We start from the raw sequence: 22,237 nt of genomic DNA on the forward strand, positions 1-22,237 counted from the left end.
TGCCAGTGTGAGGTCGTGGATCTGATGGAGTCGACGGAACTGGGTCTGGCTCGTCCGCACAATGGACGACGCTACCGGCTGGGGGTGATGGGCGGCACTTTCGACCCGATTCACCATGGGCACCTGGTGGCGGCCTCGGAGGTGGCTGCGCGATTCAGCCTGGACGAGGTGGTCTTCGTGCCCACCGGTGTGCCGTGGCAGAAGAAGGACCGCAAGGTCTCCCACCGTGAGGACCGGTACCTCATGACGGTCATCGCAACGGCCTCCAACCCCTCGTTCTCGGTCTCGCGGGTGGACATCGACCGGCAGGGGGAGACCTACACCGTCGACACATTGCGTGACCTGCGCCGGGAACGTGGAGACGACGTCGACCTGTTCTTCATCACCGGTGCCGACGCGCTGCGCCAGATCCTCACCTGGCGCGGAGCCGACGAGCTGTTCGACCTGGCCACCTTCATCGGTGTCTCGCGTCCCGGTGTGCCGTTGACGCCGGAGGACATCTCGCATCTGCCTGCCGACAAGGTCACCCTGCTCGAGGTGCCGGCCATGGCGATCTCCTCGACGGATTGCCGACGACGTGTCACGAGTAATCTACCGATCTGGTACCTGGTGCCCGACGGCATCGTGCAGTACATCAACAAACGTGGCCTCTACCAGGCCTGACCCCACGGAGGATCATTGACCGCCACACAGCTTGCCATTGACATCGCCCGTAACGCCGCACGTGCCGCGTTCGACAAGGCGGGGCGAGACATCATCGCCCTCGACGTGTCGGAGCACATCGCCTACACCGACGTCTTCCTGCTCGTCACGGCAGCCAACGAACCGCAGGCAGATGCGATCAATGACGAGATCCAGGCCCGACTCGCCGCCGAGGGTCTCCGGCCGGCACGCTCGGAGGGTGAGGCCGAGAAGCGGTGGATCCTGCTGGACTTCCGTGACGTCATGGTGCACATCCAGCAGGTGGACGAGCGCGAGCAGTACTCCCTGCAGCGGCTGTGGAAGGACTGCCCGCACATCGACCTCCAACTTCCCGAACATGGGGGCGCCGGTGCCGCCGAGTCCGGGACTCAGGGAATCGACGCTGCGGAGTCCCAGGATTCTGCTGTCGAGGGGCTCACCGCCGAGGGCGAGCCGACTGACAACGTCTTCGGTGAGGTGGCTGGCGAATCGTCCGACGAGCGGATTGCTGGCCAGTGAGTGGGCGGACACGGCTCGTCCTCGTTCGGCACGGACGCACGTCCTACAACGTTCAGGGACGGCTGCAGGGCCGTCTCGACATCGACCTGGACGAGGTGGGTCGACGGCAGGTTGCCGCCACCGCGCCGGTCATTGCCGCCATGGAGCCTGCTGCCGTCCTCTCCTCACCGCTGCAGCGGGCTCGACACACGGCTGAGGCCATCGCCTCGGCAGCCGGGGTGTCGGTGCGTGAGGACGAGCGACTGGTGGAGATCGACGTTGGTGTCTGGTCAGGTGAAAAGGCCAGCCAGCTGCGTCGGAACGATCCCACGTACGCCGCTGGCATGACGGCTCGCGACGACTACGTGCGGCCAGGCGGGGAAAGTGCCGGCGAGGTCGCCGAGCGCATCATCGCCGTGTGTGCGGACGCCGTGGGTGAGCACGCCGGGCAGACTGTGGTGCTCGTCTCGCACGGGTTCGCATTGCGTACGGCTGCGGCCTATCTCATGGGTGGTGACTATGCCGCATCGCGTCAGTTCGGTGGACTGGCCAACTGCGGCTGGATCGTCCTAGACCATCTGGACGCCGAGGAACGGCAACGCAGGGGATTCACGTCACCGTGGCGGCTCATGGCGTACAACGCGACGGTGAGTTGAGGCTGCACACGCCCCTGAGTGGCCGATTTTGCATTTTGAATCCATGTCCGCTAGAGTTTTACGAGTCGCCCGGCGAGTCGGGAAGAACTTGGGTCAGGAATGATTCCCAGGTTTGGGGCATTGGCGCAGTTGGTAGCGCGCTTCCATGGCATGGAAGAGGTCAGGGGTTCGAATCCCCTATGCTCCACATCATGAATGGACTGCTCAATTGTGAGCAGTCCATTTTTTGTCCCCGTATTTCTCGTTGCCACGATTTCCTGCCCCGGCATCCGTATTCTGGGACCGATCCTCTTTGGCGAAACTGTGTGGTGATGGGTGGGGTGATGCTCATGTGGGCGAGGAAGCGGACGTACGCATGGCGTGGTTGGGACGAGCCCGATCTCGTCAACACCGCAACCGTGGCCTTTCACCGCAACCATCTGGATGCCACCGGTGTGCAGGAATGCCCGCACTACGCCGCCCGATGGGAACTGATCACGGGCCCACACTGGATCACCCGCGAGATCAACGTCGAAGTGGCAGGCAACAGGTGGGGCAGGACGCTGCGCCTCGTCCGCCGGAGGAACGGTCAGTGGCGCGACAAGGCCACTGCCTCCGGCACGCAACCACCCAGCCTCGCCTCGCCGGGAATCGCGCCGGGCACCGACCTCTCGACGACACTCGACTGCGATCTTGACCAGTGCCCCCTCACCTGCACCATGCCGATCCGGCGGCTGGGTCTGCTCGAGGGTGCCGTGCCGTCCACGAACCTCATCGTGGCGCGGGTGGAGCTCCCTTCCCTGCGCGTCACCGCGTCGGAGCAGCACTACGCCAGCATCGATGCCCACTGTGTGACCCACGGGGTTGGCGCCGGAGCAGACGTCGTCGGAGTGGACGCCCGGGCCGTCGTCACCGATTACCCGCGGGTGGCGCGCCGGGTTGGGAACTGAGTGGTTGTCCACCGACCAGCGCCGCCTGCTCAGAGGTGTTTTTCCCTGGTCCAACGGCATGTGGTCAGCACTGTGCAGCGTCGTTCTTGGTTCACAGCCCTGACGAAGCCCACAGCCCAGACGAGGGATGGGTGGGTCAGTGATGATCCCGACGGCTGCTGCCGTCCTGCCGTCCCAGCGTTAGGCTGTACCCAGCGCGGGAGCCCGTCGGGGCTGAGAGGGCATCTGGATGCCGACCGCTGAACCTGTCCGGGTCATGCCGACGAAGGGAGACCAATGACTGACGAGTCCATTTTCACCAGCCGCGTTGCCGAGGCGGTGACGGCCATGAGAAAAGCCAATCCGGTGACGCAGTGCCTCACCAATATCGTTGTGACGAACTTCACTGCCAATGTGCTACTTGCTGCTGGCGCCTCACCGGCGATGGTCGACAACGCCCAGGAATCCGGGATCTTCGCCCAGGTGGCTGGGGGAGTCTTGGTGAACTCTGGCACCCCCTACCCCGAGACCGCCGAGGCCATGAAACAGGCTGCCGGTGCAGCTGCCGGAAAATGGGTGCTCGACCCAGTGGCGTGCGCGCTGCCGTGGCGTGGCCAGATCGTGCGCGACTGCCTGGCCGCAAGTCATCCCGCCATCATTCGTGGCAACGCCTCCGAGATCCTGGCCCTCCACGGCACGGGCGAGGGTGCACGTGGCACCGACGCCGTCGACACCACCGAGGCCGCCCTGCCAGCTGCCCGGGAGCTCGCCCGGTCCAACGGGTGCGTCGTCGCCGTCTCCGGGCCGGTCGATCGCATCACTGACGGCACCCGAGTGGCCACCGTCACGGCGGGTCATGAATGGATGACCCTGGTCACCGGTGTCGGCTGCTCCTTGGGAGCCCTCATGGCGGCCTTCGCCGCTGCCGAGTCCGATCGTCTTGTCGCCGCCACGGCCGCCACGGCGATGATGTGCGTGGCTGCCGAGCGTGCTGCCCGGCGCACCGTCGCCCCCGGCTCCTTCGCCATCGCCCTCATCGACGAGCTGTACCTCGTCACTCCCGACGAGGTTGCCGAGCAGGGAGGAATCCGCTGTGTCCAGGCCTGACGTCGACCTGTCGGTGTACCTGGTCACCGACACCGATCAGTGTGGTGGCGCGGACGGCGTCGTCGAGACGGTACGGCAGGCCGTGGATGGGGGAGCGACTCTGGTCCAACTGCGGGACCACCACCTCGGTGATGACGACTTCGTCGTCCTGGGGCGGCGTCTGGTGGATGTGCTCGCCGGCGCAGGAGTCCCACTGTTGATTGATGATCGAGTGCACCTCGTCGAGACCATCGGGGCAGCCGGTGCCCACGTCGGCCAGTCCGACACCGACGTTGCCACGGCGCGGCGCATCATCGGCCCCGACCGCCTGCTCGGGCTGTCGGCCCAGAGCCCCGAACATGTCAGGGCAGCCATCGCTGCTGGTGAGGACATCGTCGACTATCTGGGCGTGGGGGCACTGCATGCCACGGGGACGAAACCCGAGGCCGACGACTTGGGGTTGAGGCGTCTTGCCGAGGTCATCGAGGTCAGTCCGTGGCCGGTGTGTGCCATCGGTGGCGTCAAGGCCGACGACGCCGCCGATCTGGCCCGTATCCACTGCGACGGTATGAGCGTCGTCTCGGCCATCTGCGGCCAACCTGATCCACGTCAGGCCGCCGCCGACCTTCTCGCAGCGTGGACGGTCGCCACCGGTCGGAGCTGAGACAGCGGCGGTGTGGGCCACTCCCCTGAGGCTCGTCCTCGGTGCCACACCCGCCGTTTTCGTCCTCGCCGCCGCTGCCCTGGCCAGGTGCCCCGTGAGATCGTGGCGGATCGATGCGTCCACACTCCTGGGGCACTCGGCAGGGGGTGTTCCACGGCATGTTCTTGTCACCTTACCGGAGTGACATGGGTCACAATTCACCAAATATTTGGACGTTCTACTGGAGGAACGCTCATCTGGTTCTGACGATTTTTTCGAATAGAATCGAGACATGACCTTGAAAGCAGTCAATCGTCGCAAGATCTCGGTTATCGGTGCTGGAAGTGTCGGCAGCTCGCTGGCCTATGCCTGTCTCATTCGCGGTTCGGCCGACATCGTCTGTCTCTACGACATCAACAAGGACAAGGTGGAGGCTGAGGTCGCCGACCTGGCTCACGGCACCCAGTTCACCCCGGCATCGGTCATGGGTGGTGCCGACATCAAGGACACCGTCAACTCTGACATTGTCTTCATCACTGCTGGCGCCAAGCAGAAGCCCGGTCAGACCAGGCTCGATCTCGCCGGTGTCAACGCCGGAATCCTCAAGTCCCTCATGCCCCAGCTGCTCGAACAGTCGCCCAATGCGCTGTTCGTCCTGGTCACCAACCCGTGCGATGTCCTCACCGTCGTCGCCCAGAACATCTCTGGACTGCCTTCCAGCCGAGTGTTCTCGACCGGAACCATGCTCGACACCTCTCGGCTGCGCTGGCTCATCCGTCAGTGGGCCAATGTGGCACAGCGTCACGTGCACGCCACCATCGTCGGTGAGCACGGCGACTCGGAGTTCCCGCTGTGGTCCATCGCGCAGATCTCCGGCGTGCCGATCCACGAATGGAAGGTGGACGGCGAGTCCGTCTTCACCGACGAGGTACTCGACGACCTTGCCCACGAGGCAGCCTTCGCCGCCTACAAGATCATCGAGGGCAAGGGAGCAACCAACTACGCCATCGGCCTGACTGGTGCTCGACTTGCCGAGGCCCTGCTGGGAGCGAACCGTTCGATCCTTCCGCTGTCCAGCGTGATCGACGACGTCCACGGCGTCAAGAACGTCGCCCTGTCCATGCCGTGCATCGTCTCGCGCGAAGGTATCGAAGGAGTCGTCCCGGTACCGATGAGCGATGGTGAGATCACCAAGTTGCACGCTTCCGCCGAGCGTCTCAAGGACAGCCTGTCGAGCCTGGACATCTGATCTGCCGGGCTGCTCAGAGATTTGAGCAGGACCAGACAGTTTTCACCGTGGCCGGCACATCTAGGTAAGTGCTGGGGAATGCCGGTCACGGTGCACAATCGTTCGAAGGTGTGCACGTATGTCTATGTGCTGCCCCCGTGAGTAGTTGCGGTGCCCCGACGAAGACGTGGAGCACTAGCGTATGAGCCATGACAAGTTCTTTTGAGTTCGTCGAAAATCCCGACGGGGAAGTGCTTCGCATTGCTGCCCGCGGGACTGATGTACTCGGCAATGCATTGATCAACCGCGGAACAGCCTTCACCACTGCAGAACGGGAGGCACTGGATCTCACCGGTCTGCTTCCATCACAGGTTGTTGACATCGAGGACCAACTCAGACGCGTCTACTCCCAGTACCGTGCTCAGCCGGATGCGTTGAGCAAGTACCTGTTCCTCACCGCCATGCATGATCGCAACGAGGTGTTGTACTTCCGGCTGTTGGGCGAGCACATCGAGGAGATGCTCCCCATCGTCTACACGCCGACCATCGGCCAGGCGATCGAGCAGTACAGTTACTGGTACCACCGGCCACGCGGCATCTTCCTGTCCATCGACGATCCTGATGGCATCGAGGAATCCTTGGCTGCCATGGGGCATGATTCCGACGAGGTCGACCTCATCGTCGTCACTGATTCCGAGGGAATCCTTGGAATCGGTGATCAAGGTGTCGGTGGGGTTGCCATCACCATTGGAAAACTTGCGGTGTATACGGCAGCTGCCGGAATCCATCCGCATCGTGTTCTGCCCGTCGTGCTGGATGTGGGAACCGACAACATGGAATTGCTCAATGACGATGGATACCTCGGAGTCCGTCATGGCCGGGTCCGTGGCGAGAAGTATGACCAGTTCATCGACAAATTCCTCACCACAGCCCATGATCGGTATCCGAATGCCATGATTCACTGGGAGGATTTCGGAGCGGCAAATGCCACCCGAATCCTGGATCGATACCGTGATGACTACTGCACATTCAATGACGACATCCAAGGCACGGCTGCTGTGGTGCTGGCGGCCCTGGTCAGTGCCGTGAAGGTGTCGGGGATCAAGCTTTCCGATCATCGGATCGTCGTCCACGGTGCCGGCACGGCCGGCGTGGGAATAGCCGAACTCGGTATCAAACTCATGATGGAAGAAGGCATGAGTGAGAGCGAGGCTCGCAGCCATTTCTGGGCCCTCGGTTCGCGTGGACTGCTGCGGGAGGGGATTCCGATGCGCGATTTCCAAGAATCCTTTGCCCGGCCGGCCTCGGAATTGTCCGGATGGCACACGGAAGACCCCGGAATGTATGAGCTCATTGACGTCGTCCGCAACGTCAAACCGACCATTCTCATTGGTACCTCTGCCCAACAGGGTGCCTTCGACGAGAACGTCGTCAAGGAAATGGCCCGCCACTGTGATCGCCCGATCATCATGCCGCTGTCGAATCCGATCTCACGTGCTGAGGCGATTCCCTCCGACATCATCGAGTGGACTGGGGGTTCTGCCCTCATCGCAACTGGCTCACCGTTCGATCCGGTGCAGTACCGCGGCACCACGTACCACATTGCCCAGGCGAACAATGCACTCATCTTCCCGGGAGTGGGGCTCGGCGTCATCGCCTCGAATGCCAAGCTCGTCTCCGACTCGATGATCTCTGCTGCTGCAAAGGCCTTGGCCAAGGTGGGGCGGCCCCGAAAGCTCGGGGAGTCACTGCTGCCCGACATCGACCAGCTGCGTCCGATCTCGGCACGGGTTGGTATGGCCGTGGCCCAGCAGGCCAGTCAGGAAGGTCTTGCCCAGAAGGACCTCGACAACCCGGTGGACACGATATTCCAGACGATGTGGCGACCGGAGTACCCCAGGATCGAGGTCATCTGAGGAGGATTCGGGTGATGGCCGGTCAGATCTGACGCGTGATGGTGGGGTCAGGCGGGCCCCATGCGGTTGCTGGGTCAGGGTTCTCAGCCCACGACCTCAAGGGCCGAGATGGCCGTCGCGCCGCCGTTCTGCGCCAGGACGATCATGGAGTTCTTCCGCTGCGTCGCGATGGTGAGCGTCCCAGTGACGGTGCGGCCCTGCTCGACGGTCCCTGTCGAGATGTCCCGGGGATCGCTCGAGGTCTCCGGACGGTTCACGGTGGCGGTGTCGTCGGTCATCATGAAGAAGCTGTAGTCGTCCAGGGTGCCCTGTGACACGGTGATAGAGACGGTGAGCACCACCTCGTCCTGGTGCCATTCGGTCGAGTCGATCCGCCACGTGCCCTTGACCTCCCCGTTGTGTGCGACGAATGGCGTCGACTGTGTCGGGCTCGGTGACCCGGTTGGGGTGTGCCCAGGCATCGAGGGGGCCACGGTGCTGTTCGGATCCGGTGTGCTGGGACCATCGACGCCGTCGGAAGGCGTGGCCGACGGCGCAGCCAGCTGAGGTTCGTTCGTCACCTTCCACGCCGTGACGCCGAGCCCCACGACCAAGGCAGCGACCAGGACGGCTATGAGCCATCCGGCGCGTCGTCTGGGAGGCCGGTACTGACTGATGTTCGGCTGGCTCATGAGTTCAAGAGTACGTGCCCCGCGTTCGCACCATGCAGTGCGCGCCGCGCGACGATGCCCGGTGCTGTCTGCTGCATCCTGCAGGACTTTCCAGCAGAGTGGTCGGAATGGTGGTGCCTCGTTCATCCACAGGGCAGATGCGACTCGCAGGTGCGCTGTCCACAGGTGTGTTCGTGATGTGCCGGATTCGGCGAGTCACCACGACAACATGGGTATGAGATCTTCCCAGGAACCGTTACGTATCACTTCCATCGACGACGCGATCCACCTTCTTCCTCATCTGTTGGGGTTCCAACCCGAGGAAAGCCTGGTGACCCTCATCGTCGGTCCGCCCGGCTGCTCCGCCGAAGGATTGGTGGCTCGCATGGATCTCCTGCCCCTGTCGACACGTGCTGGTTTCCTTGCTGGCCCCGGCGCAATAGAGACGGCGTACCCATCCTGTGACATGCTCATGGTGGTATTCAGCCAGGACGTGCATCAGGGCCTGACCATCCTGCGCAATGGCCTTCCCCTGCTCACACGTAGCCGGGTACTGGAGGCTGTGGTCACCGACCAGGTGATGTGGCAGGGAATCTCCTGTGCCGAGGACTGTCCTGGCCACCGGGTGGCGAATGGCAGCAGAGTTCATGCTGAAGCGGTCTATCGCGGACTTGCCGTGCTGCCGAACAGGTCCAGCCTCGCCGAAGCCGTGGGCCCGGCCCACCCCAGCCAGCTTCGCATCGAGCACCCGGTGCGGGTGGCAGTCCAGCAGCAGGTGGCGCATCTCAGCAGTGATGAGCAGACGGCTCTGGCACAGAAGGTGCGTGATGGTGTGGTGGCGACTGGTGCTGCACCGTCCGCCGAGCAGGCTTGGCAGCTGGTCATCTGTCTGGAGAACGACGAGGTGGCTCGGCACCTGTGGGAGACAACCCCGCGAGACGGTGCCCGCAAACACGCTGAGCTGTGGTCCCAGGTTCTCACGCACTGCCCGGACGATCATGCCCTGGCCGTGCTGGCACTGCACGGCCTGGCCTGTTGGCTGTGTGGCGACGGAGCGTTGGAGTCGGTGAGCTTGGAACGGGCCCGTCTCATTCACCGTGCAGACCCATCCAGCCAACCTGCAGGTACGTCTCTCATCGCAGCACTGGAGACGACGTATCGAGCGTTGCTCGCTCCCCACACATGGGATGTCATGCCACGGGATCCCGCCGTGATGGCGCTCGGCGAGGGAACGGACGAATCACTCAGCGTTGCCGCACCGCGCCCGTGCGCCTGAGTGGTCGCGACGACTGCCGGAAGGGTGTGGATGCCCAATCGAGCAGGGTGGGGCGAGGATCGTGAGGCCTGTCCCGTGCTTCCGGGGCGGATACTGCCCACCTGTGTAGACGCAGGTCACCGGGTGCCTGCCTTTTCGGTAGAGTCGTGGCCATGTGTGTGCCGGAGGGCACGCAGTGACCTGGAGGTATTGATTGTGAGCGATTCTGGACAGGCCGCGGCTCGGGGATACGACGCCGTCGCGTCCCAGCAGAAGTGGTCCACCTACTGGCAGGAGCACGACACGTTCAAGGTCGTGGACGACGGGTCCCGGGAACGCCGCTACCTGCTGGACATGTTCGCCTACCCCTCCGGTGATCTGCACATGGGACACGCCGAGGCCTTCGCCATTGGTGACGTCACGGCACGGTACTGGCGTCTCAAGGGCTATGACGTGCTGCACCCGGTGGGTTGGGACTCCTTCGGGCTGCCCGCTGAGAATGCCGCCATCAAGCATGACAGCCATCCTGCGCAGTGGACCTACCACAACATCGACACCCAGGCGGCCTCATTCCGCCGCTACGGCATCTCCTTCGACTGGAGCAAGCGATTGCACACCTCCGACGAGGAGTACTACCGCTGGACCCAGTGGCTCTTCCTGCAGTTCTTCAAGAAGGGGCTGGCCTACCGCAAGGATTCGTGGGCCAACTGGTGCCCCAACGACCAGACCGTGCTGGCCAACGAGCAGGTCAAGGACGGCCGCTGCGACCGTTGTGGCGCCGTCGTCACCAAGCGTCAGCTCAATCAGTGGTACTTCAGGATCACCGACTACGCCCAGCGTCTGCTCGACGACATGGACAGGCTCGAGGGCAACTGGCCCGATCGCGTCCTCACCATGCAGCGCAACTGGATCGGACGATCCGAGGGCGCCTACGTCGACTTCCGCATCGATGGGCGCGACGAGCCGGTCCGTGTGTTCACCACTCGCCCGGACACCCTGTTCGGTGCCACGTTCATGGTCGTCGCCCCCGACGCCCGACTGGCTGACGAGATCGTCTCCGACGAGCAACGTCCAGCCTTCGAGGAGTACCTCGAACAGGTGAAGAAGCAGACCGAGATCGAGCGTCAGTCCACCGAGCACGAGAAGACCGGCGTCTACCTGGGGGTGGAGGCCACCAACCCGGTCAATGGTGCGAAGATCCCGGTGTGGGCTGGCGACTACGTGCTCTCCGACTACGGAACGGGTGCCGTCATGGCCGTGCCCGCGCACGACCAGCGAGACCTCGACTTCGCACGACGCTACGGCATTGAGGTGATCCCGGTCATCGACACCGGGCAGGCTGATCCACGCGAGTCCGGGGTGGCGACCACGGGTGATGGTGCCTACCAGAATTCTGGCGTGCTCGACGGACTGGAGAACAAGGCCGAGGCCATCGCGAAGGTGTGTGAGTTCCTCACCGATCGCAGGATCGGTGAGCCAACCGTCACCTACCGGTTGCGTGACTGGCTGCTCAGCCGGCAGCGCTTCTGGGGCTGCCCGATCCCCATCATCCACTGCCAGGCCTGCGGTGACGTCCCCGTTCCCGATGAGCAGTTGCCGGTGAAGCTGCCCGATCTGCGCGGTGCCGATCTGGCCCCCAAGGGCACCTCGCCGTTGGCAGGTGTCGAGGCTCGGCAGTGGCGTGAGGTGAACTGTCCCAGGTGTGGCGGCCCGGCCGAGCGTGACACCGACACCATGGACACCTTCGTGGACTCCTCGTGGTACTTCCTGCGCTACTGCAACCCGCAGTACTCCCAAGGAGCATTCGATGGTGAGGCAGTGCGTCGGTGGATGCCGGTGTCACAGTACGTCGGCGGTGTCGAGCACGCCACGATGCACCTGCTGTACTCCCGGTTCTTCACCAAGGTCCTGCACGACCTCGGACTGGTCGACTTCGACGAGCCGTTCACCAAACTCATGAACCAGGGGCAGGTCGTCAATGAGGGCAAGGCCATGTCGAAGTCCCTGGGCAACGGGGTGGACCTGGGCAAACAGATCGACGAGTTCGGTGTTGACGCCGTGCGCACCACGGTCATCTTCGCCGGTCCACCCGAGGAGGACATCGACTGGGCAGACGTCTCGCCGGGGGCCAGCCTGAAGTTCCTGCAGCGTGCGTGGCGGGTTGCCGACGACGTCACCTCCGATCCGGGGGTCGACGTCACCACCGGCGATGTGGCGTTGCGCAAGACCACTCACAAGATGATCTCCGAGATCACCACCCTGGTCGAGGGGCAGCGGTTCAACGTCATCGTGGCGCGTTGCATGGAGCTCATCAATGCCGTGCGCAAGGCCATCGACACTGGCTGTGGTGCAAATGATCCTGCGGTACGCGAGGCTGTGACATTCGCGGCCCAGGCCATGAGCCTGTTCGCCCCCTACGTGGCCGAGGACATGTGGGAACTGCTCGGCTACCAACCCTCGGTGGCGAGCTCCTCGTGGCCGACTGCCGATCCTGCTCTGCTCGTCGCCGACGAGGTGACGATGGTCGTTCAGGTCAACGGCAAGGTGCGTGGCAAGATCCAGGTGAGCCCGGACGTTGACGAGGACCAGGCCAGGCAGCTCGCGCTGGCGGATGCCAATGTCAAACGGTTCGTTGCCGACAAGAACATCGTCAAGGTCATCGCCCGGCTGCCGAGGATGCTGTCACTGGTCGTCAAATGATTCGCACCGTGCGTCAACCATGATGATGTGCTGGCGCACGGACCCGAACCCATTGGTGCCTGTGGACAGTTTCCGCAGGCGCCAATTCGTCATCCACAGATGTGCAGTGACGTGCCGGATCGACGGCTGAGGCACCGACAATCCTCATGTGAACGATGCATTTCGAGACCGGTTGGACAACCTGTTGGCCGAGCTTCCCTCCCGACATGATGAGGAGGACGCCGGGCAAGTCGATCGAGACGGCGAGGACCCCGCTCCTCATCGTCGGGTGACTCGCGCCCATCTGTCGGCCATCGGTGTGGTGCTCGTTCTGATCCTGGTGGTCGTTGCCGTGCAGCTCATGCGCTCCCGGCCGACCGAGATTGCCGCCACCCAGCCGGTGCTCGCCGCCTCGGGGAGCCCGCAGGGCTCCGCATCCCCGGTGAACTCGACGCCAGATCCCAATACGATGGCACCGGCCACGCCGTCGAGCATTCGGGTGCACGTCATCGGCAGGGTCAACGATCCGGGAGTACACGAGATCTCCGCCAACGGCCGCATCATCGATGCCATCGACGCGGCAGGGGGGATGGCTTCCGGGGCCCATCCGGGGTCACTCAACATGGCACAGCCGGTGTGTGACGGCTGCCAGATCCTCATCCCCGCCTCTGGCAATGGCAAGGTCATCGCCCCCTCAGGCATCCAGGGCGGTGGCGGATCCCCGGGTGGGCAACCGGCACCGAGCGGTGCGCCGGGTGGCAGCGGTGCGCTGGCTGGTGCGGCAGCTGCACCGGGCGTCGTCAATGGTGCGGCAACTCAGGGTGGTCCGGCCTCCGGCGACCTGGTGGACCTCAACACGGCCACCGTGGAGCAGCTGCAGACCATCGACGGGGTGGGCCCGGTCATGGCGGAGCGCATTTTCACTTGGCGTCAGGAGCATGGACGATTCACCAGCGTCGACGAACTGCAGGAGATTGACGGGATTGGACCCAAGAAGTTCGCCAAGCTCAAGGACAGGGTCCGTGTCCAGCCCTGACCTGCGAATGGTCCCGGTGGCAGCAGGAGCTGTCGTTGCCGCCGCCATCGCCACCGCGGGGCACCGTACGTGGTGGGCTGTCCTGGCTGCGATCAGCCTGTGTATGGGGCTGCTGGCCCTCCTACGTGGGCACGTTGCGGTGACGATCGTGGCGCTCGTCACCCTCACCGTTGCCGTCACTGCTGGTGCGCGGCAGGAGGCTCTGCACCACACGGGGGTCGGGGCCCTGTCCGAGCAGCGAGCCATGACCACTGCTCGGGTCATCATCACGGGAGACTGCAGAGTCGTGGCAGCGAAGGGTCCCCGGCCGCAACTGGCCTTCCTCCCAGCTCGCACGGTACAGGTCACGACTCGCGGACGCGTCATCTCCCAGCGGGCAGCCATCACCCTGAGCGGCAACGACACCGACCAGCTGTGCCACACCGCGGTGGGGCAACATGTTGAGGTCACTGGTCGGCTGGCACCGGTGAAACCGACCGATTCGCAGGCAGGACGTATCGCCGTCAAGAACCTGACCGCACTCACTCAGGCCAACTGGCTCGACGCCCGGGTCAATCACATACGAGATGCCCTGGTGCAGGCCTGTCGTTTCAGTCCACAACGGCAGCGAGCCCTCGTCCCCTCCCTGGTGGTGGGCGACACGGCTGCCGTGGATTCCCAGATGTCGGAGGAATTCAAGGCAACGGCACTGACCCATCTCATGGCGGTTTCGGGGGCAAATCTGGCCTCGACCATGGCACTGCTGTGGTGGTCGGGATCCTGGTTGGGGCTGCGGCGAAGGTGGCTGCGGGTCATGTCCGTGCTCGGAGTGGTGCTCTTCGTCCTCATCTGTCGATCCGAGCCATCGGTGATGAGAGCTGCAGCGATGGGAATCGTCGCTCTCAGCGCTGCAGGGGTGTCGTTCGATCGCTCAGCAGGGATACGATCCCTCGCCGTTGCCATGACGATTCTCGCCTTCGCCGATCCTTGGTTGGTGCGCTCCATCGGATTCTGGCTGTCGGTGGCGGCAACGGCAGGGATCCTGTGGTGGTCCACGCGATGGGTCAAGGTCATGCAGTGGGCCACACAACCTGTCGCCATGGCGCTGGTCGTCCCCTGGGCGGCACAACTTGCGACTCAGCCCCTCGTCACCTCCCTGTCACACAGCGTCAGTGTCACCGGGCTGCTCGCCAACCTCGCTGCGGCTCCATTCGTGGGGCCGGCAACGATCCTGGGAATGAGCGCTGCCATTGCCGCCAGCCTGTGGGTTCCGCTGGGGGTCCCCGCGGGATGGTTGGCCGGGTGGTGCGTCCAGCCGGTGCTGTGGATCGCCCATGTGGGGGCCACCGCCCCAGCCGGGCAACTGCAGTGGCCGGTCACCCCACTTGCGCTCGGCGTCCTGGCCGGCATCTGTCTGGGGTTGGCCTGGATCACTCCGTGGGTGCTTCGACGATGGTGGGCCACGATCCTCACCCTCATCGGATTCGTCCTGGCATCGATCATCCGGCCCCCGGTGCCAGGATGGCCCGGCGAATGGCAGGTCGTCGTGTGCGACGTGGGTCAGGGCAGCGCCACCTTGGTCAACGCCGGACACAATACTGCCGTGCTCATCGACGCGGGGCCAGAGCCCCAGCCCCTGCACGACTGCGTCGCGGACCTGCACGTCAACCAGATTCCGCTGATCGTCCTGAGCCACTACCATGCAGATCACGTCGGGGGCATTGATGCCGTCCTCACCGGGTTCGGCGTCAACCAGGCCATTGTCTCTGATCTCGACTCACCGGTCACCACTGCGAAGGAGCTGCAGAACCACATGTCCGAGCACGGTATCGAGGTGAGCCATGCTGCCCCCGGAGAGATCCGCACGGTGGGGGAGGCCACGGTCGAGATTCTCGATTCCCCACTCATCGAGGCGGAGGAGGCTGGCTCGGGGGAGTCCAGCAAGGAGAACGACTCCTCGGTGCTGGTCCGCGCCAGCAGCGGTGGGCTGCGAGCGTTGGTGACCGGCGACATCGAACCAGGCGGTCAACAGGCGGCGATGCGACGACACCCTGATCTGGGTTGCGACGTGCTCGTCATGCCACATCATGGTTCGGCACGACAGGATCGTCGGTTCTGGACCGCGACTGGCGCCCGCCTTGCCGTGGCCTCGGCAGGACTCGACAACTCCTACGGTCATCCCTCCGCGAAAGCCCTCAACCTTGCCCGCGAATTGGGCATGCAGACCATGCGCACCGATCGGGACGGGTCGATCGCGATACACAGCAGTGGTGATTCCCTGGTGACACGCGACACACACGGTGCGATGGGATGAGAGTGGCGGGTTTCAGTGTGGCGACGTTCTGCCCCACGTTCTGCCGGCCTGGCCTGCTACTGTGGACGGCCGGTGATTCTCGCCGCGTTCTTCCCACGGGAAGCCAGATCGAATGTGGTCCGGGCGGCAGCCTGGCCCAGGCGCAGCGGTGTCCGAATGATCGAGGGCCGGTTGATGGACTTGGTCAGTGGGTGCCCGTGGGTGGCGAGTTGTGCCGATGAAGGGGGAGCAGGTGGCGTCACGTTTTTCGACCAAGGGTCCCAGAATGCCCATCAGGCTACGGACCTGGCAGCGCGAGGCACTGGATGAGTACATCGCCGCCAACCCGTCCGACTGGTTGGTGTGTGCCACCCCTGGTGCCGGAAAGACGACATTCACCTTGGCGGTAGCTGCCCATCTGTGGCAGGACCACGTCATCAATCGCGTCATCGTCGTGTGCCCGACCGACCATCTGCGCTCCCAGTGGATCCTGGCGGCGCGTGCGCTCGGGTTCGACCTGCGGGACACCCCCAATTCCGAACGACTGCCTTCCGACGCACACGGCTGCGTCGTCACCTATGCCCAGGTGGCTCAGAATCCAGGTCTGCACGCCGGCCGAGCCACCTCCCAACGCACCCTTGTGATCTTCGACGAGATCCACCATGCCGGCGATGTCATGAGCTGGGGCTCGGCCGTCCTCGACGCCTTCACCGGAGCTCGCCGCCGCCTCGGGGTCACCGGAACACCGTTTCGTTCCGATGAGGCGCACATCGCCCATGTGCGCTACGAGGAGGTGGGAGACGGCGTCTACGAATCGGTCTCCGACTACTCCTACGGTTACGAACAGGCCCTGCGTGACGGGGTGGTGCGACCGGTGACCTTCGCCACCTATTCCGGGCGATCCACCTGGACCGACACCGAGGGTGAGGAGCACACGGCAATCCTGGGTGATTCCGAGCTCACCAGAACCAATGAGGACATGGCGTGGCGTACCGCCCTGGACCCCGACGGTGAGTGGATCGCCCACGTCATGGCATCGGCCTGGGCACGGGTCAACCACCTGCGTGAGTCCAACCGGATCCCACACGCCAAGGTACTCATCCCAGCCTCCAACCAGAAGGTCGCCAAGGAATACGCCGAGGTGTGGAAGCACGTCACCGGCAATACTGCGTCGGTGATCCTCAGCGAGGATGCCGCCTCCTCGCGCAAGCTCGCCGAGTACCGCGACAACCCCGATGCGATATGTGCCGTTTGTGTGCGTCTCATCACCGAGGGCGTCGATGTTCCCGATGCCGCCGTGCTCATCTACTCCACGACGGCATCCACCCCACTGTTCTTCGCCCAGATGGTGGGGCGAGTGGTGCGTGCCCGCAATCGCCGGGAACGCGCGACCGTGTTCCTGCCCGCGGTGAGCAGACTCACCGCCCTGGCCTCCCAGATGGAGGAGCAGCGTGACCACGTCATAGGACCGCCCCAGGAAGGCGATGAGCTGGAGGAGGCCAACCGTACGCGTACCGAGCCCGACGGCGAGTCCCGAGGATGGCGCGCAGTGGCCTCGGACGCAATCCTCGGAGAGGTCATCGACACCTATGCCCCCACGACGGGGGACTCGGGTGACGATGGGTTGTTCTCCCTGGACGGTCTGCTCACTCCGGCCCAGGAACGCGCCCTGTTGGCTCGAGACGAGAAGACCCGCGCCGAACAGGCCAAGAAGGTTGCCCAGCAGCGACGTGCGGCCCGGGCAGTCCACGAGGCCCAGGAGCGTCAGACCCGTCGGGAGGAACTCATCGAGGTGCAGCGACTCGGCGGCTCGGCCTTCGACGAGATCGACGATCCCAAGGAACTCCGCCGTATGATCGCCAGCCAACTGCTGGAGTTCGGACGATCCCACAGCCTCACCCCGCAGGCTGCCTGGGCCCAGCTGTATCGGGAGATTCCCGGCCCGCGCAACGAATCTGCCCCCGTCGAGTTGCTGCAGCGCCGATCCTCCTGGCTGCGTACGCACTGAACTGCTCGCCAGATGAGATGATGAACACGTGAGTGGATCGGTCTTTGGGACGTCGTTGCTGGTTGTTGGCCCAGAACAGCTGTTGCGGGAACGGGCAGTCACCACCAGGGTCCGCGACGCCCGTCGGCAGGCCCCCGATGCCGAGCTCATCGAACTCGACGGTGCTGGGATGGACGTCGGGGCCTTCACCGAGGCCACTGGCGGATCGTTGTTCGCACAGACGACGATCGTCGTCGTCCACGCCTTGAGCGAGGTGGACAAGGACCTCTTCGATCTCGTCGCATCCGTGGCTGCGCAACCGTCCGATGACCTGTGCCTCATCATGGATCATCCGGGCGGCAACAAGGGCAGAGGTCTGCTCAACAAACTGCGCAAGGCCAAGGTGACGACCGTCAAGGCCGATCAGGTGAAGCCGTGGAAGATTCCCGATTTCATCGCCCATGAGGCACGTGGTGCGAGACTCAGAATGGATCGTGCGGCCATCGACTCCCTGCATCGTGCCCTGGGCAACGATCTTCGTACCTTGGCAGCAGCCGTGCAGCAGCTGGCCGACGACAGCGACGGTCACGTCGACTCCCAACAGGTGTCCATCTACTTCGGGGGACGCGCCGAGGTGACCTCCTATGCCGTCGCCGATGCGATCATGGCAGGCCACGTCGACAAGGCGCTGGAAGATCTGCGCTGGGCCCTGGACTCCGGGGTGTCACCGACGTACATCACGACCGTGATGGCAGGCAGCCTGCGCAACCTGGGGCGCTACCTCGATGCGCGGACACGCAGGATGGCCAACACCGAGATCGCCGCCGTCATCGGTGTGCCGCCGTGGAAGATCAAGGATCTGGAGGCGCAGCGCCGGCACTGGGACTCCGCCGCGGTGGCACGGGCCCTACGCCACGTCGTGCAGGCCGATGCCGCTGTCAAGGGAGCAGCCGTGGATGCACACTACGCGCTGGAGGCCATGGTGCTCGAGGTGGAACAGGCCCGGGTGGGCCGCTGACGCCCAGTGAGGGACTGGCCGTGTCGCGCTCCCCGGTGCTCCGGAGCTCACGAGTGCGATTCGCACTGCCAATGGTGGCTGCCCACGCCCCGTCACACTGTTCTGCGTCCTCAGGATCAGAAACGTGGAACCGCACGAGCAAAAGCGCCCCAACCACCCAGTGGGTCAAGGCGCTGTGCTGGAGTGAGATACTCACCCACGAGGATGAGTTCGGAGAAAGAGACTCAGGCGAGCTTGTTGAGCTTCTTGGAGATCGACGACTTGCGGTTCTTGGCCTGGTTCTTGTGGATGACGCCCTTGGAGACCGCCTTGTCGAGCTGACGGTTGGCCAGTTTGGCGTACTGGGTTGCCTTCTCGGCGTCACCGGCCTCGGCAGCGCGACGGAAGTTGCGCACGTGGGTGCGCAGGGCAGACTTGACGGCCTTGTTGCGCTGGCGAGCCTTCTCGTTGGTCTTCACGCGCTTGACCTGCGACTTGATGTTGGGCACTGGGCAGCCTCTGTTTTCTCGAGATGACGATATGATTGATGGCGACGTGCGCAGGCGCAATGATGGCTTGCACAGACGCGAGAGGCAAGACTACCAGTTTGCCGCCCCGTGCCTCAAATCGCGGTGGATGCTGCGTGACCTGGGTCTGAGGACCAGTCCGTCACGTGAGGCATCGTGACGTGAGAGACTGTCATGACGGGTTGCCTCGTGACCAGCGCGATCCGTCGTGGTGGAGCACTGCCGGTGCACACCACCCATGCCGTCCAGAATCGTCAAAGGGAGCAGATGTCAGCGTCCACGCCGCAGCCTGGCAGTACCGAGCAGTCGCTCATCCGTAACTTCTGCATCATTGCGCACATCGACCACGGCAAGTCGACCTTGGCCGATCGCATGCTGCAGATCACGGGGGTACTGGCCGAACGTGATGCCCGCGCCCAGTATCTCGACCGGATGGACATCGAGCGGGAACGCGGCATCACCATCAAGTCCCAGGCGGTGCGCATGCCGTGGCAGGTGGACGGCGCCAGCTACGTGCTCAACATGATCGACACCCCCGGGCACGTGGACTTCACCTACGAGGTGTCCCGTTCCCTGCAGGCCTGCGAAGGTGCCATCCTGCTCGTCGACGCGGCCCAGGGCATCGAGGCCCAGACCCTGGCCAACCTGTACCTGGCTCTCGAGGCTGATCTGGAGATCATCCCGGTCCTCAACAAGATCGACCTGCCCGGCGCCGAGCCCGACAAGCATGCCGAGGAGATCGCCGGCATCATCGGGTGTGATCCCGACGACGTGCTGCGTGTCTCGGCCAAGACCGGGGACGGCGTCCGTGAACTCCTCAATCGGATCGTCGAGGTGGTTCCCGGTCCGGAGGGTGAGCCCGACGTCCCGGCCCGCGCCCTCATCTTCGACTCGGTCTACGACACCTATCGGGGTGTCGTCACCTATGTGCGCGTTGTCGACGGTCAGCTCTCGGCCCGCACCAAGATCCTCATGATGAGCACCCGTGCCACCCACGAGGTGTTGGAGATTGGTGTCATCTCCCCTGAAATGACACCGGCCAAGGGCCTGGGTGCTGGGGAGGTGGGCTATCTCATCACCGGCGTGAAGGATGTGCGTCAGTCCCGGGTGGGTGACACCGTCACCTTGGCCACGGAGCCCGCTGCCGAGGATCTGGGCGGCTACCAGCATCCGCGGCCCATGGTGTATTCTGGGCTGTTCCCCATCGACGCCAAGGACTTTCCCGACCTGCGTGATGCCCTGGACAAGCTCCAGCTCAATGATGCCGCCCTGGTCTACGAGCCGGAGACCTCGACCGCTCTGGGATTCGGTTTCCGGGTCGGTTTCCTCGGACTGCTGCACATGGAGATCGTGCGGGAGCGTCTGGAGCGTGAGTTCAACCTCAACCTCATCAGTACCGCCCCGTCGGTCGTCTACCACGTCGTCCTGGAGGACGGTTCGGACGTCGTCGTCACCAATCCCTCGGAGTACCCCACCGAGGGCAGGATCGCCGAGGTCCACGAGCCCATGGTGGACGCCACCATCCTGTCTCCTGCGGAGTTCATCGGCGCCATCCTGGAGCTGTGCCAGCAGCGACGTGGGGTGCAGCAGGGATTGCAGTACCTCTCCAGCGACCGTATCGAGATCCGTTACCGGTTGCCGCTCTCGGAGATCGTCTTCGACTTCTTCGACCAGCTCAAGTCGCGCACCAAGGGGTACGCCTCCCTCGACTATCACGAGGTCGGTGAGGAGTCCTCCGACCTGGTCAAGGTGGACATCCTGCTCAATGGGGATCCGGTGGACGCGTTCAGTTCGATCGTCCATCGTGACAAGGCCTATTCCTACGGCGTGGCCATGGCCAGCAAGCTCAAGGAGCTCATTCCGCGTCAGCAGTTCGAGGTGCCCATCCAGGCCGCCATCGGATCCCACGTCATTGCCCGGGAGACCATCCGAGCCGTGCGCAAGGACGTTCTCGCCAAGTGCTACGGCGGTGACATCTCGCGCAAACGCAAACTCCTGGAGAAGCAGAAGGCCGGCAAGAAACGCATGAAGATGGTGGGCTCGGTCGAGGTGCCCCAGGAGGCTTTCGTCGCTGCACTGCGTACCGGTGAGGGGTCTGAGAAGAAGTGACTCTGCAGCTGTATCACCTACCTGTCCCGGGCTGGCTCGCAGACCGGGGAATCGATGAACTCGGTGTGTGGTCGGTGCCGCTCACCATGAGGTTCCGTCGGATTCTGGTGCGGGAAGGCATGGTGCTGCACGGTCCGGCTGGATGGGGGGAGTGGTCGCCTTTCTGGGACTACGACGCTCAGGAGTCCTCGACCTGGTTGCGTGCCGGTGTGGAGGCGGCAACGGTGCCGATGCCGCCTCCCAGGCGTGAGAAGGTCTGTGTCAACGTCACGGTCCCGGTGACGAGTCCGCAGCGTGCCTGGCAGATCGTCACCGATTCGGGGTGTCGGACCGCCAAGGTGAAGGTCGCCGATCCCGGCACCTCACTGGCCGAGGACTGTGCCCGTCTCGAGGCGGTGCGTGACGCGATCGGATCGGGGCAGATTCGGGTGGATGCGAACGCGAGTTGGGACGTCGAGCAGGCCAGACGCGCCATCGATGAGCTCGATCGAGCAGCGGGAGGGCTGGAGTACGTCGAACAGCCATGCTCGAGCGTCCCAGAACTCGCCCAGGTACGTCGTTCGGTCGAGGTGCCCATCGCCGCCGACGAGTCGGTTCGCCGGGCCGAGGACCCGCTGGCCGTGGCGAGGGCTCAGGCAGCCGACATCCTCATCGTCAAGGTGCAACCCCTGGGTGGGGTGCGTCGCGCGACACGGATCGTTGAGCAGGCTGGGCTGCCCGCAGTCGTCTCCTCGGCCCTGGACACGAGCATCGGGATCGGCATGGCGACTCAGCTGGCCGGGCAGGTGGAGCGGCTCGACCACGCCTGCGGACTCGGCACGGTACGCCTGTTCGACGGTGACCTCGCCACCCCCTCGCTCCTTCCTCGTGACGGGACGCTGCCGGTGGGACACGTCGAGGTGAGCCCGACGGCATGGACCGATGGCCCGACAGCACAGACCGACGGTATGTGCGCCGATGACGCGCACGATGCCAGTGGACGCGCTGACAGTGCTCGCGTCGGGGATGCCGGTGCGGACCTCCGACGCCGCTGGGCACAACGTCTCGACGCCACGATCGCCGTCCTGCGCAGCGAGTCGGGTCGTGCCTAGCCCCACCGGGGCCAGGTG

At 64.3% G+C, this 22,237-nt stretch carries 17 protein-coding genes, 1 tRNA gene and 1 pseudogene; 17 read left to right on the plus strand and 2 right to left on the minus strand.

Going from position 1 to position 22,237, the window contains the following annotated elements; genetic code table 11:
• Positions 1–24: 24 nt before the first annotated feature.
• From nadD to ACP8JZ_RS02990, 9 genes and pseudogenes are all read left to right on the plus strand, one after another.
• The gene (gene nadD / locus ACP8JZ_RS02950; RefSeq protein WP_036904434.1) at positions 25–663 is read left to right on the plus strand and encodes a nicotinate-nucleotide adenylyltransferase; all 639 of its coding nucleotides are present in this window, start codon (positions 25–27) and stop codon (positions 661–663) included.
• Positions 664–678: 15 nt separating this feature from the next.
• Positions 679–1,071: pseudogene (gene rsfS / locus ACP8JZ_RS02955) on the plus strand (ribosome silencing factor); the annotation flags it as partial.
• A gap of 125 nt (positions 1,072–1,196) precedes the next feature.
• A complete protein-coding gene (locus ACP8JZ_RS02960) occupies positions 1,197–1,835 on the plus strand; it encodes a histidine phosphatase family protein (RefSeq protein WP_286321147.1) in 639 nt (212 codons plus the stop codon).
• 114 nt (positions 1,836–1,949) lie between these two features.
• Positions 1,950–2,022, plus strand: a tRNA-Ala gene (locus ACP8JZ_RS02965).
• Positions 2,023–2,164: 142 nt separating this feature from the next.
• A complete protein-coding gene (locus ACP8JZ_RS02970; RefSeq protein WP_306517645.1) occupies positions 2,165–2,764 on the plus strand; it encodes a putative glycolipid-binding domain-containing protein in 600 nt (199 codons plus the stop codon).
• A gap of 276 nt (positions 2,765–3,040) precedes the next feature.
• A complete protein-coding gene (thiM, locus tag ACP8JZ_RS02975; RefSeq protein WP_484482660.1) occupies positions 3,041–3,850 on the plus strand; it encodes a hydroxyethylthiazole kinase in 810 nt (269 codons plus the stop codon).
• Positions 3,837–4,493 (plus strand): thiamine phosphate synthase, encoded by a 657-nt coding sequence (thiE, locus tag ACP8JZ_RS02980; RefSeq protein WP_306517647.1) that lies wholly within the window; start codon positions 3,837–3,839, stop codon positions 4,491–4,493. Before thiM ends, thiE begins: the two co-directional genes overlap by 14 nt.
• Before the next feature lie 271 nt (positions 4,494–4,764).
• Positions 4,765–5,721 carry an L-lactate dehydrogenase gene (locus ACP8JZ_RS02985; protein WP_021106089.1) on the plus strand — a complete coding sequence of 319 codons (957 nt, stop codon included), beginning with the start codon at positions 4,765–4,767 and terminating at the stop codon, positions 5,719–5,721.
• Between the two features lie 188 nt (positions 5,722–5,909).
• Positions 5,910–7,616, plus strand: a complete 1,707-nt coding sequence (locus tag ACP8JZ_RS02990) for an NAD-dependent malic enzyme (protein ID WP_306517648.1) — start codon at positions 5,910–5,912, stop codon at positions 7,614–7,616.
• Positions 7,617–7,699: 83 nt separating this feature from the next.
• Here ACP8JZ_RS02990 and ACP8JZ_RS02995 read toward each other — a convergent pair whose 3' ends face one another.
• Positions 7,700–8,287 carry a hypothetical protein gene (locus ACP8JZ_RS02995; RefSeq protein ID WP_306517649.1) on the minus strand — a complete coding sequence of 196 codons (588 nt, stop codon included), beginning with the start codon at positions 8,285–8,287 and terminating at the stop codon, positions 7,700–7,702.
• Positions 8,288–8,501: 214 nt separating this feature from the next.
• Here ACP8JZ_RS02995 and ACP8JZ_RS03000 point away from each other — a divergent pair, with 214 nt between their 5' ends.
• The 6 genes from ACP8JZ_RS03000 to holA all read left to right on the plus strand — a co-directional run bounded on the left by ACP8JZ_RS03000 (position 8,502) and on the right by holA (position 18,513).
• Positions 8,502–9,542, plus strand: coding sequence for a DUF4192 family protein (locus tag ACP8JZ_RS03000; RefSeq protein WP_484482661.1), 1,041 nt, complete (start codon positions 8,502–8,504; stop codon positions 9,540–9,542).
• A gap of 195 nt (positions 9,543–9,737) precedes the next feature.
• Positions 9,738–12,221, plus strand: a complete 2,484-nt coding sequence (leuS, locus tag ACP8JZ_RS03005) for a leucine--tRNA ligase (protein ID WP_306517651.1) — start codon at positions 9,738–9,740, stop codon at positions 12,219–12,221.
• 148 nt (positions 12,222–12,369) lie between these two features.
• Positions 12,370–13,236, plus strand: coding sequence for a ComEA family DNA-binding protein (locus ACP8JZ_RS03010; protein ID WP_484482662.1), 867 nt, complete (start codon positions 12,370–12,372; stop codon positions 13,234–13,236).
• The gene (locus tag ACP8JZ_RS03015; protein ID WP_371415908.1) at positions 13,223–15,529 is read left to right on the plus strand and encodes a ComEC/Rec2 family competence protein; all 2,307 of its coding nucleotides are present in this window, start codon (positions 13,223–13,225) and stop codon (positions 15,527–15,529) included. The genes ACP8JZ_RS03010 and ACP8JZ_RS03015 overlap by 14 nt, the downstream gene beginning before the upstream one ends.
• Positions 15,530–15,761: 232 nt before the next feature.
• A complete protein-coding gene (locus ACP8JZ_RS03020; protein WP_484482663.1) occupies positions 15,762–17,516 on the plus strand; it encodes a DEAD/DEAH box helicase in 1,755 nt (584 codons plus the stop codon).
• A 28-nt stretch (positions 17,517–17,544) separates the two neighbouring features.
• Positions 17,545–18,513: a DNA polymerase III subunit delta gene (holA, locus tag ACP8JZ_RS03025; protein WP_023035585.1), complete on the plus strand. Its 969-nt coding sequence runs from the start codon at positions 17,545–17,547 to the stop codon at positions 18,511–18,513.
• Between the two features lie 224 nt (positions 18,514–18,737).
• Here the strand turns inward: holA and rpsT are convergent, their stop codons facing one another.
• Positions 18,738–19,001 carry a 30S ribosomal protein S20 gene (rpsT, locus tag ACP8JZ_RS03030; protein ID WP_021104428.1) on the minus strand — a complete coding sequence of 88 codons (264 nt, stop codon included), beginning with the start codon at positions 18,999–19,001 and terminating at the stop codon, positions 18,738–18,740.
• 285 nt (positions 19,002–19,286) lie between these two features.
• Between rpsT and lepA the strand changes: the two genes are divergently transcribed.
• Positions 19,287–21,128 (plus strand): translation elongation factor 4, encoded by a 1,842-nt coding sequence (gene lepA, locus ACP8JZ_RS03035; RefSeq protein ID WP_036904426.1) that lies wholly within the window; start codon positions 19,287–19,289, stop codon positions 21,126–21,128.
• A complete protein-coding gene (locus tag ACP8JZ_RS03040) occupies positions 21,125–22,219 on the plus strand; it encodes an o-succinylbenzoate synthase (RefSeq protein ID WP_410172877.1) in 1,095 nt (364 codons plus the stop codon). The genes lepA and ACP8JZ_RS03040 overlap by 4 nt, the downstream gene beginning before the upstream one ends.
• Positions 22,220–22,237: the final 18 nt, after the last annotated feature.

The sequence above is a fragment of the Cutibacterium sp. LaCa_286 genome (genome assembly GCF_057198075.1).

Bases quoted from the DNA above. Each gene is read 5' to 3' on its own strand.
- nadD (WP_036904434.1), top strand. From the start codon at position 25: ATGGAGTCGACGGAACTGGGTCTGGCTCGTCCGCACAATGGACGACGC.
- ACP8JZ_RS02970 (WP_306517645.1), top strand. From the start codon at position 2,165: ATGTGGGCGAGGAAGCGGACGTACGCATGGCGTGGTTGGGACGAGCCC.
- thiM (WP_484482660.1), top strand. From the start codon at position 3,041: ATGACTGACGAGTCCATTTTCACCAGCCGCGTTGCCGAGGCGGTGACG.
- ACP8JZ_RS02985 (WP_021106089.1), top strand. From the start codon at position 4,765: ATGACCTTGAAAGCAGTCAATCGTCGCAAGATCTCGGTTATCGGTGCT.
- ACP8JZ_RS02990 (WP_306517648.1), top strand. From the start codon at position 5,910: ATGACAAGTTCTTTTGAGTTCGTCGAAAATCCCGACGGGGAAGTGCTT.
- ACP8JZ_RS02995 (WP_306517649.1), bottom strand. From the start codon at position 8,287: ATGAGCCAGCCGAACATCAGTCAGTACCGGCCTCCCAGACGACGCGCC.
- ACP8JZ_RS03000 (WP_484482661.1), top strand. From the start codon at position 8,502: ATGAGATCTTCCCAGGAACCGTTACGTATCACTTCCATCGACGACGCG.
- lepA (WP_036904426.1), top strand. From the start codon at position 19,287: ATGTCAGCGTCCACGCCGCAGCCTGGCAGTACCGAGCAGTCGCTCATC.